This window comes from Flavobacteriales bacterium (genome assembly GCA_016712535.1).
Lineage (GTDB): Bacteria > Bacteroidota > Bacteroidia > Flavobacteriales_F > PHOS-HE28 > PHOS-HE28.
On sequence record JADJQW010000004.1, the window covers coordinates 130,910 to 146,288 of the forward strand.

General features: G+C 63.0%; 7 protein-coding genes. 4 read left to right on the forward strand and 3 right to left on the reverse strand.

What is annotated here, in order from left to right; translation table 11 throughout:
- Position 1: 1 nt before the first annotated feature.
- Positions 2–3,499: a hypothetical protein gene (locus tag IPK70_15035; protein ID MBK8228472.1), complete on the reverse strand. Its 3,498-nt coding sequence runs from the start codon at positions 3,497–3,499 to the stop codon at positions 2–4.
- 135 nt (positions 3,500–3,634) lie between these two features.
- On the opposite strand from IPK70_15035, the gene IPK70_15040 reads away from it, so the two are divergent.
- The gene (locus IPK70_15040) at positions 3,635–5,335 is read left to right on the forward strand and encodes an ABC transporter substrate-binding protein (GenBank protein MBK8228473.1); all 1,701 of its coding nucleotides are present in this window, start codon (positions 3,635–3,637) and stop codon (positions 5,333–5,335) included.
- Between the two features lie 3 nt (positions 5,336–5,338).
- On the opposite strand, the gene IPK70_15045 is transcribed toward IPK70_15040, so the two are convergent.
- Positions 5,339–6,052 (reverse strand): hypothetical protein, encoded by a 714-nt coding sequence (locus IPK70_15045; GenBank protein MBK8228474.1) that lies wholly within the window; start codon positions 6,050–6,052, stop codon positions 5,339–5,341.
- Positions 6,053–6,157: 105 nt separating this feature from the next.
- Here IPK70_15045 and IPK70_15050 point away from each other — a divergent pair, with 105 nt between their 5' ends.
- Positions 6,158–7,132, forward strand: coding sequence for an OmpA family protein (locus tag IPK70_15050; GenBank protein ID MBK8228475.1), 975 nt, complete (start codon positions 6,158–6,160; stop codon positions 7,130–7,132).
- 3 nt (positions 7,133–7,135) lie between these two features.
- On the opposite strand, the gene IPK70_15055 is transcribed toward IPK70_15050, so the two are convergent.
- Positions 7,136–7,549, reverse strand: a complete 414-nt coding sequence (locus IPK70_15055; GenBank protein MBK8228476.1) for a hypothetical protein — start codon at positions 7,547–7,549, stop codon at positions 7,136–7,138.
- A gap of 145 nt (positions 7,550–7,694) precedes the next feature.
- On the opposite strand from IPK70_15055, the gene IPK70_15060 reads away from it, so the two are divergent.
- Both IPK70_15060 and IPK70_15065 read left to right on the forward strand, forming a co-directional pair.
- On the forward strand, positions 7,695–9,875 hold the full coding sequence (locus tag IPK70_15060; GenBank protein ID MBK8228477.1) for a T9SS type A sorting domain-containing protein: 2,181 nt from the start codon (positions 7,695–7,697) through the stop codon (positions 9,873–9,875).
- Between the two features lie 363 nt (positions 9,876–10,238).
- Complete coding sequence (locus tag IPK70_15065; GenBank protein ID MBK8228478.1) at positions 10,239–15,308, forward strand: hypothetical protein; 5,070 nt, start codon at positions 10,239–10,241, stop codon at positions 15,306–15,308.
- The last annotated feature ends 71 nt before the right edge of the window (positions 15,309–15,379 follow it).

The following is a 15,379-nucleotide window of genomic DNA, read 5'->3' on the forward strand; positions in this document are numbered from 1 at the left end:
CTTAGAAGAATGCGCGGACCTGCGCCCCGCCCACATGGATCACGGGCGCGCCTTCGCTGCGCCGTCCGTTATATGTAAGGTCCACCTGCAGGTTGCCGCTGAGGTTGCGCTGCAGGCTCACGCTCCAGGTGCCGTTGGTGCCAGGCCGCAGTCCGCCCAGCATCTCATTGCCGAGCGCGCTGTTCACGGCGCCCTCGAATCGGATCTCCACCCAGTTCGCCGTCACCTGCAAGCTGCCCTTGCCCGCCGTGTTGTACCTGAACTCGAGACCGAGATCATGCGACTCGGCCTTCTCGCCGCCGAATTCCGCGCGGTTGCGCTTGCTGGTGGCCTTGTACGATGCCAGTGCGCGCACGCTGGTGTTCGGCTGCCAGGTGAGCCGTGGGCGCAGCGCGTCCTGTTCAATGGCCCATGAACGGCCCGAGAGCAGGTCCGAGGAATTGCCCGACCGGCCGCGCTCGCCCTCCGCATCGAGCGTCCATCTGCGGGTGATGTTGATCCGGGCGCGGACGGTGTTCGACTCGCGTGAGCGCGATTCGTATCCGTTCAGCAGGAGATTGCGCGAGCGGTCGCTCTGCCAGGTGTGATCCACGCTCCAGATCCGGCTGGCGCGGTCATAATACACGGTGTTGCGCACGTTGGAAGCGAAGGACGTGAGCAGTGTATCGGTGCGTTCTGGCGCGAATGGATCGAGCACCTTGAGCGGATCGGGGTTGGCCGAGCGGCGGTCAACGCGCATGGAGAACAGATCCGAGAATTTGCCGATGAGGCCCATCGGTCCCTTGGCATCGGCCCACTTCACGCCGGGCCGCAGGTCGAGCGATGCGCTGGATTGATTGCCGAAGCTCCTTACGTAGTCGTTGCTCGGCACGAACACGCGCAAGTAGTCCGCTTCATAAGCGAAGTTGGCCAGCTCGAACTCGTTCAGCTCCTTGATGCCGTTGCCGTTGTAATCGTTCCAGATGTACAGTCCCTGGCCAGCTGGAACCTGCACGTAGAGGTATTCGCGGCGCTGCTCGAGGCCGGAGCTGAATTCATTGAAGAGGTCCAGGATGGCCACGCCCTTCCACAGCGTGAGGTCGTAATCCACGCGGGCCAGGTAGGTGTCCTGCGGCTTCTGCGCAGTGAGCGTGCTGTCCACGATGCGAAGTGCGCGATACGTGCCGGTGGCGGCGAAGCGGTTGCGCGGATTCTTTGCCAGGTCCACGGTTGCGGAGTAGGCATCCGCGATTGTGCTGGTGCGCAGCGCGCCATCGCGCAGGGCATGGTCCGTTCGCCGGCCGGCAGAGGCCCGCCACTTGTTGCCTGCGGAGTCGGGCGATTGCACGAAGGCCTCAAGATCCTCGAAGGCATAGGATCCCGCTTGCAGTCCGGTGGTTGGTTCCGTAGTGAACCTGTTGCGCTCGTTCTCGCTCTTCAGGCCGATCGTGAGCGGCTTCAGCCTGTAGCGCGCCTGGCCCTTGTTGCGCACGAAGTCGCTGCTGCGGGAGGCGTCGGCGCGCAACCAGCTCGCCGTGCCCGTCAAGTCGAATCGCTTCCAATGGAGGTCGCTCTGCAGGTCGTGCTTCCATCCTGAGTAGAGGCCATCGGCCTGGAAGGTGCCGAAGCCGTACGACGCCCGGCCCAGCTTGCTGCCGCGCACGCCTACGGTGGCGCCAGCGATCAATTGGTCCGTGGCCAGGTCGAGGCCGAGGACATTCCAGTTGCGGTCGAATTCCACGGCGCGATAGCGTTCCACGAAGCGGAAGTGACGGCTCACGCTTTCCGCTTCGGCGCCCAGCACGAGATGGAGCGAGCTGTCGCTCCCGCTGATGGGGATCGCATGCGTTCCCTTCAGGAGCAGGCCGAAGCCATCGTCATCTGCGCGGTCAAGCGCGCTGAACGTGTTGGCATCGAGATGGCTGAATGCGCCCTCAGCGGCCACGCTCGAATGCGCATTGAAGCGGTGCTCCACGCCGAGCGTGAGGAGTTGCTGCGCGCGCGGCGCCACCAGGAGGCGCACTGGCGCGTGGTCGCCGCGGCGCAGCACCGCGCCATCGACGGTGTCCGGCGGGACCCACCGGAACACGCGGCCGTTGGGCGTGAATTCCTGCAAGACGTAGTCGCCGGAGCCGACACCCACCTGGCTGAAGACCACACGGTACAGCGCAACGGCAGGGTCGGTGCTGTACACGAAGACCGGATCATAGCCTAGCGAGTCCGTGCGTCGATAGAGCACTTGATCCGTGAGATAGCCCGTGCTGTCAACGCCGATGGTGGCTGCGGCGAGCGGATCATCACCGGCATCTGCGAGCACGCGCCGCTCCGCTTCGGTAAGGCCCTGCTGCAAGGGCTGGTTGCGGTGGTCCTGCTCGCTGTATCCGTTGAAGCGCAACGTGGTGCGCCCTTTTCGGATGGACTGATCGAAGCGCAGGAGCGAGCGCGCGTAGTTCTTGTCGGAGTATTGGAACTCGACGGTGATGCGGCGGTCCTTGGTGATGAGCTGGCGCGCCGTGAAGCTGAGCTCCGCGGTGTTGTAGTCGATCACGTAGTCGTTCTCCTGCCCGCGGTTCATCAGCTGCCCGTCGATGTATACGCGCTCGCTGCCGGAGAGCACGATGATCACCGAGCCGATCTCGTTGCCGCGCAGGCGATACGGGCCTTGCACGCCTTCGAGGCCCTGGATCACGTTCCGCGCGAATTTGCCTTTGCTAATGGCCGCGCTCACGCCAGTGCTCGTGCGCGCATCGCCTATCCGCCCGTTCAGGTCGTAGCTGAGGCCCTTCGCCTTCTTCAGGTAGGTGAGGAAGTGGCTCTTCGGCTTCTGCAGCACGAAATCGCCGGCGATGAGCTCCCACCGGTTGCCTGCTCCGCGATCGCTCTCCTCGAAGAGCTTGATGAAGACCTGGTCGAAGTCCTGGAGCTCCGCGGTGTTGCCGCCGGATTGGATGGGGATGTTGTTATCGGTGATGCTGGCGGCCACGCCGATCCTGTCCGTCAGGCGCCCGCCGAGCTGCAGGTTCAGCGTGGAGTTCACTGACAGGTCCTGGTTGTTGCCGAAGAGCACGCCACGTGAGATGCTGCCGCTGCGCTGCAATCCGCGCAGCCCCATGAGGTCGGCCTCCTGCTTCGGCGGCTCATAGCGGAAAGGGTCGGGCCGAGCCGGATCGCTGGTGATCCGCGCCGGATCCTTGTGCTGGAAGCGGCCGCCGAGCATCAATGGCATCGCGCGGTAGCGCGCAAGCACCGAATCAGGGGCGTTCTTCCATATCACCAGGCCCTGGTAGGGCAGCACGATGTAGCGCTCCGGCGGCACCGGCACGCTATCGGCGATCAGCGCGAGGCTCCCGGGCACCAGGCTCACGGTATCGATTCGCAGAGTGTCGCGCACCGGCTTCACCCAGCGCTCGCGCAGGTTCGATTGCGCATTGGCGCTTCCTGCCAAGAGCACGGCGATCAGCCCGCATGAAAGCAGCGAAGCAGGGCGTGCCGTGCCCGTGGTGCCGGTCGATTCATGCATGTGATCGCGGAAATGTACCGGCTGAAGGTCCTTGCTGTGCGGGCATCCTCTTCACCAAGACGCTGTTGATGGACGCCTTCAAGCGCCCCGCACCAGCGTGGAGCGCCCTGATACTTTTACCCGCCACCATCCACAATGTCGTTCCCTGGCCGCAAGGCACCCTTACTCGTTGTTCTGGGTCTGATCATCTCCTGCGGCGGCCCGGATGCGCCCCGTGAACGCAGATCACCATCGGGCAAGTATTACGGTGGCGTGTTCAGCGCCAATGAGAGCGAGGAGCTGCGCAGCCTGTTCCCGCTCAGCCTTCAGCAGGCCGCAGCGCATCGCATAGGAGCCCAGATCTACGAGGGGCTTGTGCGCATGAATCCCAAGGACCTCTCCATTGTCCCGGGCCTAGCCGAATCCTGGGCCGTTGACCCATCAGGGCTTTCCTACACCTTCACCCTGCACGAAGGCGTCCGGTTCCATGACGCGGACTGCTTCCCGGACGGGAAGGGCCGCTTGCTCAAAGCCGCGGATGTTGCCCTTTGCCTGACCCGCATCTGCACCCAGGATGCGGAGAACTTCATGTTCTGGCTCCTGCAGGACCGCGTGGTTGGTGCCAACGCCCATTACGCCAGTGGAGCTCCGGCCACGGAACCGGTGAAGGGCATCAGTGCGCCCGATGACCGCACCGTGCGCATCGATCTCACGGCGCCATGGCCCGGGATCCTGCAAGTGCTGGCGCACCAAGGCTGCTGGGTCTACCCCTCGGAAGCGTTCGAGCAATATGGAGCCGATGCTCGATGGCGGCCCGTGGGCACCGGGCCGTTCCGCGTGAAGAGCTTCGATCGGGGCAATGCGATGGTCATGGAGAGGTGGCCGCATTATTGGGGCACCGATGCTGATGGGGCAACGCTCCCCTACCTCGATGCCGTGCGATACACGTTCGAGCCTGACAAGGAGAAGGAACTCGAGGCCTTCTTGAATGGGGCACTGAGCGTGGTGTATGAGCTGCCTGTCGGCAGGACAGACGCCATGCGCCCGGACGCGGGGTACACCGTGCAGATGGCATCAGCGCTATCCATCCAGTTCTACGGGCTCAATACGCGCAGGCCTCCATTCGACGACCCGCTCGTGCGGCGTGCGTTCGCGTTGGCCATTGACCGGCAGGCGTTGGTTGACAGCGTGCTCGATGGACTTGCTCTGGTAGCCGATCACGGCGCGGTGGCTCCAGGCTTGAGCGGCTATCCGTATGAGTTGGTTCGTGGGCTCCGTTACGATCCGGTGGAGGCGCGGCGCCTTCTCGCTGAAGCGGGGTATGCGGGAGGCAAGGGACTGCCCACCGTGCATATGCAGGTGAACAACAACGGGTTCGGTTATGTGAAAGTGGCTGAGGCCGCGCAGAACATGCTCGAACGGGAATTGGGAGCGCGTGTGATCACCAGCGTGCTGCCCGCTGAGCAGCATTTCCAGCGGGTGGAGCAGGGCCAGCCATTGCTCTGGCGCGAAGGCTGGATCGTCGACCACCCCGACCCCGAGAACTTCCTCGCGCTCTTCTATGGTCGCAACGCGCCTGCCGACACCAGTGAGCCTTCATTCCTCAACAGCACGCGGCACCGGGATGCGCGGTTCGACTCGCTCTTCGCGCTTGCGGGCCAAACCTCCGAATCTTCGGAGCGGATGCGGCTGCTGGCGCTCGCCGAGGACCGGTTGATGGAGAACCTGCCATTCATCCCGCTCTACCATGAGCGGTCCGTTCGCTTGGTGCAGCCGTGGGTGAAGGATTTCCCGATCAACGGCATGGAGTACCGAGACCTCCGCACCGTGTGGATGGAACCCCACGGTGACCGCTGAGCCTCAGGCCGCGTTTCGGATCACCTCGTAGAGCAGTTGCTTGGCCACGGGTATGTAGGTCTCGATCCTCGGCAGGCTCAAGTCCGTTTCGAACGCGAAGACCGCAGGGTTCGGCAGCTGCGGCCGACGCGCGATCAGCTCGCCTTTGATCCGCTCGAAGGTGTTCGCGATGCTCATGCTGTAGCTCGTGACATAGCGCGTGCGCAGGATCGCGAGCGGGTCATCTCCGTACGGCGACCGAACCAGGGCGAGCTCGAAAGCATAAGCGCTCGCATCGCGTCCCGCGCGCAGAAGCAGCCATCCTTCCTTCGGCTCAAGCGGCAGCAGGCCCACCGGACCGAAACGGATCCCCTTCGCGATCTCGTCGCGCAGTGCCCGGCCATCGGCGAGCACCGAATGCAATCGTGGCAGCGATGAGCCGATCACCTCTTCCACCACGCCGATCCAAGGGTCGCTCGGCAACGGTTCACGGACCGCATGGCCCGTGTCGGCATCGAAGCCGATCATGTCGCCCACCAGTGCTTGCTGCATCCGTTCAAGCTGCAGTCGCAAGCCGCGCAGCTCAGCGATATGCGCCTCAAGATCCGATAGGTGCGGGTAGAGCTTCCGAGCGGTGAAGGAGCATTGGACCTTCTGCAGGTAACCAAGCAGCAAATAGCGCTTCAGCTCGGCATCAAGCGCGGGGGCGTATGCCCAATCCTTCGGGAGGGTCTGCATGGCCATGCGGTTCGCGCGGATGGAACGCGCTGTTCAAAAATAATGTTCCATGAATCATGCCCGCACAGGTGACGGACGGCACCTTTGGCAGTCGAACGACCTACCATGCGCATCACCTGCAACACGTCCTTCATGCTCCTCACGGCCACGCTCCTCCTCGCGGCGTGCGTGCCCAGCCGCAAATACGAAGAAGAGAAGGCCCGTGCGAGCGCCGCGCTGGCTGAGGCCGATGCCGCCGGCACCAAGGCCCGCGAAGCCGAAACGGCCTTGACGGAGCTGCGCGGGAGCAACGACGAAATGAAGCGGCGGCTGGTGCGCCTTGAGCAGGACACCTCCGTGATGGGCACTTCGTTGCGCACCATGACGGCTCAATACGACAAGATCAACAATCTCAACAACGAGCTCTTGGAGAAGTACAATAAGCTGCTTGCTGGCAGCGGCACGGAGAACCGCAAGCTGCTCAGCGACCTTGAAGCGCTCCGCCTTGACCTGATGAACCGGGAGGATTCGGTGTCGGCGCTGGCCAAGCGCGTCGGCGACAAGCAGGCGGCTCTGGCCGCGCGCGAAGCGGAGCTGGCTGCGCTGCAGGCCGAGCTCGCAGCGAAGGATGCCGCCATGAAAGGCCTGAAGGACCGTGTGAGCGCGGCGCTCACCGGATTCGAGGGCAAGGGCCTTACCGTGGTGCAGAAGGATGGCCGCGTTTACGTGAGCATGGAGAACAAACTGCTCTTCCCCAGCGGCAGCTACGCGGTCGATGCGAAAGGGAAGGAGCTGATCATCAAGCTGGCCAAGGCCATCGAAGGGGAGAAGGAACTGAACGTGCTCGTGGAGGGCCACACGGACACCGACAAGGTGCTCGGCGGCAGTGCGGTGAAGGATAATTGGGACCTGAGCGTGCTGCGCGCGACCAGCGTGGTGCGCATCATGCAGGAAGGCAGCAAGCTCGATCCATTGCGCGTGACCGCCGCGGGGCGAAGCGAATTCGTGCCGGTGGATGCGGCCGATAAGGCGAAGAACCGCCGCATCGAGATCATCCTGGCGCCCGACCTGAAGGAGCTGATGAAGCTCGTGAAGGATTGAACGCTACGAGAGCGATGGCTGAGGTAATCCCTGCGTGAGCCAGGCCCGTGCATCGGCCTCATCCAGGAAGACCTCAGTCTCCCCATCGCGCGGGTGATAGCGGAAATAGATCCGCGCCAAGCGCTCATTGAACGGGCTTGTTGCGGCGAAGGCCAATCGTCGCGCAAGGCCGCAACCGCCATGAAGCGCATGGTGGTCAAAGGCGAGCACGTTCAGCTCGAAATCCACATCGTGCGGCAGTACCATGAGGATGTCCGTGGCCTCCGCGGCGCACAATTGCCGCTTGGCGCGCACGATCTCACCGACTCCCTCCGCATCCAGCTTCACATCCGGCTTGATCCGTACCTCGACCACATCGTTGGCGGCACGCTCGAGCGTGGCCACACGGGTCTCGATCAGTCTGGGATGAATGTTCATGCGCGCAAAAGAAGGACGTTCTGCGCGCATACCTCCTTGCGGCGAGCGCATGGGATGCTCACGGTTGGCAAGTATTAACGGCCACTCATCTTGGGCAACCCGCTTGCACCCAACATGCGTCTTGCCTGCAACCAAACCACCGCCCATGCTCCGGACCTTACTCGCTTCATTCCTTCTGGTGTTCAGTACGATCCTCTTCGCGCAAGGAGGTCCGCTCAACATCGCATTCAGCGTTCAGCACGCCACCTGCGGAAGCGCTACCGGCAGCATCATTGCGTCGGTATGGGGCGGCACGGCGCCTTACACCTTCTTATGGACCCCGCCGCCGCCGCAAGGCCAGGGCACTACGGGACTCTCCGATGTGCCGCCCGGCACTTACACGCTCACGGTCACCGACAACCTCGGCAATGAGCTTTCGAGTGATGCCACCGTGATCCTCACGCCGGACCTGTTCCCTCCGATCATCGATCCGTTCCCGGCATGGTCCTGCATTGGTGCGTGTGATGCCTACTGGAACTACTACATCCCGCTGAGCGGCGCCACGATGCCCTATACGGTCACCTTCGATCCGCCGGGACCTAGCGGCGGGGCCAGCCCGAACGGCCTTTATTTCAATTCGCTCTGCGCGAACGAGACGTATAGCGTGACGGTGAGCGATGCCAATGGCTGCACGGGCACGGTGAGCGGTTTGGATGCGGTGGGGCCGATGAACCCGGAGATCGTGAGCTTGGTGGTAACGGGCAGTTGCCCTGGCGGGAGCACGGGCGGATTCGTGGTGGAGTTCACCGATGCGGATTCGATCCTGGTGAATCCGGGCACCGCGAATGGCGTGCTCAATGGAAACGTGTTCACCGCAACGAACCTCGCACCCGGGAGTTATGTGATCTGGGTGAGCGCCGGCAGCACGCCATCAACGCCTCCGGGCACGAGCGGTGGCTGGTGCAGCCAATCATTCCAGATCGATGTGCCGGTCTCATCGGATCCCTGTGGTGCGCTGAGCGGAGTCGCTTTCGCCGATCTGAATGGTGATTGCCTGCAGAACGGGTCGGACATCGGCCTGCCTTACCGCGTGCTCACCGTGCAGCCCGGGGAGCATTTCATCCTCACCGATGCGAACGGACTCTACGGGACGGAGCTCTTCTATGGCGACTACGAACTGAATGCCGCCATCTCCGGGTTCGACGCGCTTTGCCCGGCACTCCCGGCCGCCTTCTCCCTCGACGCAGCGGACATGTCAGAGGTGATCGATGCCGCGATGGACCCTATTGCAGGGCCCGACGCCTTCGTTTCGCTGCAGGCTGGCGTGCACCGGCCTGGCTTCCCAGTCGCATATACGCTCACCATCACGAACGATGGTCCCTTCGCCATCAGTGGCGTTGAGGTCGCGCTTGCGTACGACCCCTTGTTGCTCTTCACGTCAGCAAGCGGATCGCCTGCAGCAGCAGGCGGCGGATCGGTGCAGTGGGCCATTGCTGAGCTGGCGCCCTTCAGCACGGTGCAATTCGTCGTCAACCTGGCTGTTCCAGCGAATGCCGGTTTGATCGGTACAGTGGTGGATGCCGCGGCCAGCGCTGTGGCCGATCCTGCCGACAGCAACGCCTCGAACGATAGCTACAGCATTACGCGCACGATCATCGGCGCCTATGACCCCAACGACAAACTGGCCACTACCAGCAGCAGGACGAGCGACGAGATCTACTTCCTGGACCTCGACGCGCATGTGGATTACACCATCCGCTTCCAGAACACCGGCACCGCAGAAGCGATCAATGTGCATCTCACGGACACCATCTCCGAGCTCTTCGACCTCACTTCGCTCCAGATCCTTGGCGCATCGCATGCCTTCACTGCGCAGTTGCTCGAAGGCCGCGTGCTCCGATTCGACTTCGCGGGGATCAACTTGCCCGACAGCACTACGGACCTGCTCGGCAGCCAGGGTTTCGCGAGTTTCCGCTTGCGTCCTGCGAGCGGTCTGGGAATCGGCCAGGTGCTCGAGAATGAGGCGGACATCTTCTTTGATTTCAACGAACCGATCCGCACCAACACGAGCGTGCTTGCGGTTGAGTTCAGCGTGGGCATGACGGAAGCACCGGTCGATGCGATCATCCTGCACCCCAATCCGGCGGATGGGCAGATCGCCTTGCAGTTGCCGGCCGACGCGCGGTACTATGAAGTGCTCAGCGCCGATGGCCGCTCGATGCTCAATGATCAGGTCTTAGACCGAACCGTGCGACTGGACCTGGATCGGTGGTCGCAGGGCGTTTATCTGGTGCGCGCCACCGATGGTCAAGGGCGCAATTCCATAGCAAGGTTCGTGAAACGGTGATGCCTGCTTAACAACCCTTAAGAGGCCTCCTTTTCGGAGGCCTCTTCGTTCCTGCCGCATTCGGCGAAGCCACGGCCGCGTTAGTAGAATTGGGCATATAGCCGACGAACCGGTCGGGTTTCGGTGCGAGCACCGGAGTACGCCGGATGAATCGGGCAACGGAGCGGTGGAGACAGCCTCTTTCGCGGCCCAGGACCCTCTGTATTCGGGTGCAACCTTCTAGCTTCGGCGCTGTTGGTCAAGAGAATCCGAATCATACTGTCCGCAGCCGAGCCGAATCGCGCTCGATGGCTTTAAGGGTTGGGGCAACGGTTCGGATGGAATTACTGGAAGATCAGCCAAGGAACGAGCAAGATCGAGAACATGAAGAGCAACGGATCAGGACTCATTCAATCGGCGGCATTGGTCGTCGTGCTCCTGGCATCCACAGTGTCAGCGCTCGCGCAGACCCATTCGCAGAAAGCCTCAGTGCCTTTGACCGCAACCGTGCAGTCGTCGCCCGCACGGATCACCTTGAGCTGGACCACCTTGCCCAGCACCACGTCGATCACGATCTATCGGAAACTGGTTGATGCCACCACGTGGGGCTCGGCCATCGCCACGCCTGCAGCTTCCGCCCTCAGCTATGCCGACAACACGGTGGCTGTGGGCACGCAGTACGAGTACAGGGTGGTGCGCGTGGCTGGCGGAGTCACGAGCCAGGGGTACATCGCATCGGGCATCGCGGTGCCTCCGGTCGATTTCAGGGGCCGCATGATCCTTTTGGTGGACAACACCTTCAGCAGCAGCTTGAGCAACGAACTGGCCACCTTGGTGACTGACCTGCGTGCAGATGGTTGGGCCGTTGTGCGCACGGATCTGGCGCGCACCACACCACTGGCCACCGTGAAGAGCACGATCGTCGGGCATTACAATGCCGACCCGGCCAATACCAAGGCGCTCTTCATCGTGGGTCACTTGGCCGTGCCCTATTCCGGCAATCAGGCTCCTGACGGGCATGATGAGCACAGCGGCGCATGGCCCTGCGATGGCTACTATGGCGAATTGAACGGAACCTGGACCGACAACACGGTGAACAACGGGGGCACGCAGCGTCCGGCGAACGCGAACGTCCCTGGTGACGGCAAGTTCGATCAGAGCAATTTCCCGAACGCGGTAGAGCTGCAGGTGGGCCGTGTGGACCTGTTCGACATGCCGGCCTTCAGCTTGAGCGAGACCGAGCTCACGCGCGCCTACCTGAACAAGCTGCACAACTACAAGGTGAAGCAGTGGACGCCGATCCAGCGCGGGATGATGTTCGACAACTTCCAGTACCTCGGATATCCCCTGGCTGCTTCGGGCTGGCGAAGCATGGCTCCGCTGGTGGGCACCGCCAACATCACCATCGCTAATCAGGTGGCTTACCCGATGTCGAACCTGGTGAACAACAACAGCTATCTCTGGACTTACGGCTGCGGTGGCGGCTCACAGCAAACGGTGAACGGGATGCTCACCTATAACGGAGCGGCGAACGTGGGCACCACGCAGGAGTATGCGGCCACCAACATGAACGGCGTGTTCAACATGTCGTTCGGCAGCTACTTCGGCGATTGGGACAACAAGAACAACTTCCTGCGCGCGCCATTGTGCAGCGGTCAGGCCCTCACCAGCGTATGGTCGGCGATCCCAGGATGGTACTTCCATCACATGGGCATGGGCGCCAACATCGGGTACAGCACGTTGTTGACGATGAACAACTCGAGCCTCTACACCCCGTTGCACGATGGGTGGCAAGGGAGCATCGGCCGATGCCATTTGGGCTTGATGGGTGACCCCTCATTGCGCCAGAAGATGGTCGCGCCGCCGTCAAGCCTGGTCGTTGGGAACTCGAACGGCTTCGCTTCGTTCACCTGGGCCGCATCGCCTGAAGCGGTTGATGGCTACCATCTGTACAGCATCAACGCGACCACCGGCGTGATCACCCGGATCACCACGAGCCTGCTGCCCGGCACATCGCACACGAGCACCACGGTGCCGTTCACTGCAGGGCAGTCATACATGGTACGAGCGGTGAAGCTCACCGTCGAGCCCAGCGGCAGCTACTACAACCTTTCATTGGGCGCTACCGCCACGGCCTCTGGTTCCGCCGTGGATTGCAATGGCGTGGTCGGAGGGCCAGCGCAGCCAGGCGCGGCATGCAACGATGGCAATTCCTGCACGGTCAATGATGCGCTGAACGCGAGCTGCCAATGCGTGGGCACCTCTACGGCGCCCGCTGCGGCGATCACCGTCGGTGGGTCCACCATCTTCTGCAGCGGTGGCGCAGTCCTGCTGAGCACGAGCACCGGTACGGGCTACACGTATCAATGGCGTCGCAATGGCGCGAACCTGAGCGGCGCCACCTCGGCCACCTATTCGGCCACATTGGCCGGCAACTACTCCGTGGTGGTGACCAGCGGTTCCTGCGGCAGCACCTCGTCGGAGGTGACCGTGACCGTGAATGCGCTGCCCTCAACGACGGTTACCGCTGGAGGCCCTACGACCTTCTGCTCTGGAGGAAGCGTGCTGTTGAGCGCGCCTACCGGCAGCGGCCTCACCTACCAGTGGCGCAACAATGGGGCATGGATCATCGGGGCGAACTCATCGACCTACACAGCGAGCACGACCGCGCAGTATTCCGTCACCGTGACGAATGGCAGTGGGTGCAGCGCAACTTCATCATCGGTCTACGTGACTACGACCAGCGCGCCTGCGGCCACGATATCGGCTGGTGGATCAACGAGTTTCTGCTCCGGCGGAAGCGTGGTGCTCAGCGCGAACACGGGCACCGGCCTGACATACCAATGGCGTAACAACGGCACGAACATCAGTGGTGCCACCGCTTCGAGCTACACGGCTTCCACGGCGGGCAGCTACACCGTGGTGGTGAGCACCGGTGGGTGCAGCACAACCAGCGGAGCTACGACCGTGAGCGTCGGGACTGCGCCCTCGGCGACCATTTCGGCAGGGGGGACGACCACCTTCTGCAGCGGCGGAAGCGTGACGCTCAGTGCGAACACAGGGTCAGGCCTCACTTATCAATGGCGGCGCAACGGCACGAACCTGAGCGGGGCCACGGCGTCGACCTATGCTGCCACGACGACCGGTACCTACACCGTGGTCGTTTCAAGCAATGGATGTTCAACGACTTCCGCTGGCACGAACGTCACTGCGAACACCTCGCCCAGCGCCACGATCACCGCTGGTGGGCCAACCAGCTTCTGCACAGGCGGCAATGTGGTGCTGAGCGGGAATACCGGATCCGGCCTCACGTATCAATGGCGGCGCAATGGCTCGAACATCAGCGGAGCCACTTCGAGCAGTTATACCGCGACGTTGGCAGGCAGCTACACCCTTATGGTGAGCAATGGTGGTTGCACAACCACCAGCGCTGCTACCACAGTTGCCGTCGGCAGTGCGCCAGCCGCGACGATCACCGCGGGCGGGGCGACCACCTTCTGCAGCGGCGGCAGCGTGACCTTGAGCGCGAATACCGGCACCGGCCTCAGCTATCAGTGGCGGCGCAACGGCACGAACCTGAGCGGGGCCACAGCGTCGACCTATGCTGCCACGACGACCGGTACCTACACCGTCGTTGTGACCAGCAGCGGCTGCTCCACGACATCGGCAGGCACCAATGTCACGGCGAGCACCTCGCCCACCGCCACGATCACCGCCGGCGGCTCAACGAGCTTCTGCACCGGCGGCAGCGTGGTGCTCAGCGCCAATACAGGCACGGGCCTCACCTACCAATGGCGCAACAACGGGAACAACATCAGCGGCGCAACGGGCTCGACCTATACCGCGACGGGGAGCGGCAGCTACACCGTGGTGGTCAGCAACGGAGCATGCAGCGCTACGAGTGCCGCCACCACCGTGGCAACAGGCAGCGCGCCAGCCGCGACGATCACTGCAGGCGGCGCCACGGCCTTCTGCTCGGGCGGCAGCGTGACCTTGAGCGCGAACACCGGTACCGGCCTCACTTATCAGTGGCGGCGCAACGGAACCAGCATCAGCGGCGCTACGGGATCGACCCATGCCGCCACGCTATCCGGCACCTACACGGTGCTGGTGACCAGCAGCGGGTGCAGCACGGTTTCATCAGGCATCACCGTTACGGTGAGCGCGGCACCGGCAGCCTCCATCAGCTACAATGGGAGCAGCGCCCTCTGCAATGGCGCCACCCTGACCTTGAGCGCGAATATCGGATCGGGCCTCACCTATCAGTGGCGGCGCAATGGCACCAGCATTTCCGGGGCCACCTCTTCAGCCTATAGTGCGAGCCTCGCCGGCACCTACACGGTGGTGGTGGGCAACGGCACATGCAGCACCACGAGCAATGCCGTGAGCCTGACCACCGGATCAGGGCCCACGGTCTCTTGCTCCTCGAACGCGAGCACGAGCACCGTGTCCGTGACGGCAACCGGTGGCCAATCGCCGTACAGCTATTCCTGGAACACGTCCCCCTCGCAGTCCTCGGCCACAGCCGCGGTGAGCGCTTCGGGCACCTATTCCGTCACGGTGACCGGTGCCAACGGATGCTCCAGCTCATGCAGCTCAACGATCACGCTCTCTAATTCCACAGGGGCATGCAGCGGATTGCGGACCGAGGCGCAAGGCACCTGGGGCGCGAACGCTACGCAGTGGAACGTGGCGGGATTGATGACGACCAATTGGAGCGCGGCGTTCCCCAATGGCATCACCATCGGTTGCGGGTCGCGCACCATGCGGTTCACCTCGGCTCAGGCTGTGATCAATACGCTTCCCAACTACGGCACGCCATCATTGCTGCCGGTTGGTGTCACCACCAATCCCGGGAGCACCGTGCAGAACACCATCGTTGGGCAGATCGTGTCGCTCACCTTGAATATCCGGATGGATGAGCTGCTGCCATCCTTCGCCCCGTCGAACCTGCTCCTGAGGAACATGACGGTGGCCTCGGGCACCTTTGCTGGCCTCACCGCGGAACAGCTCCTCAACCTGGCGAACCAGCACGTGGGCGGTTGCGCAGCCACTTATCCGCTCTCGACGATCAGCCAGGCCGTGACGAACCTGAACAATGGCTATCAGGGCGCCGCGATGAACAACGGCTTCCTCACCTGCCCACCGCAGTTGATGGTGCACGAGCATGGCGATGGCGCTTTCCAGGACGGAGAGGCCAGGATGCAGGTCTACCCGAACCCCACGCGGAGCAGCACATGGATCATGCTGCCGGCCTTGGAGGTTGGCACCGACCTCAGGGTCACGATATTGAGCGCTACGGGTGCTGAGGTAGCGGTCATCGCGAATGGCAGTATCGAGGCCGGCATCGGCAAGCGCCTTGAGTGGGATGCTTCAGGTCTTCCTGCGGGCCTCTACATATGTGTCGCGCAGATGGGCCAGCTGCTGCTGCAGGAGCGGATCATCGTGGAATAAAGGCTTTGGTGAATCGGTCGAACGGGGATGGGCCAAGGCTCATCCCCGTTTCTTCTTGGCGCCGATCGGAT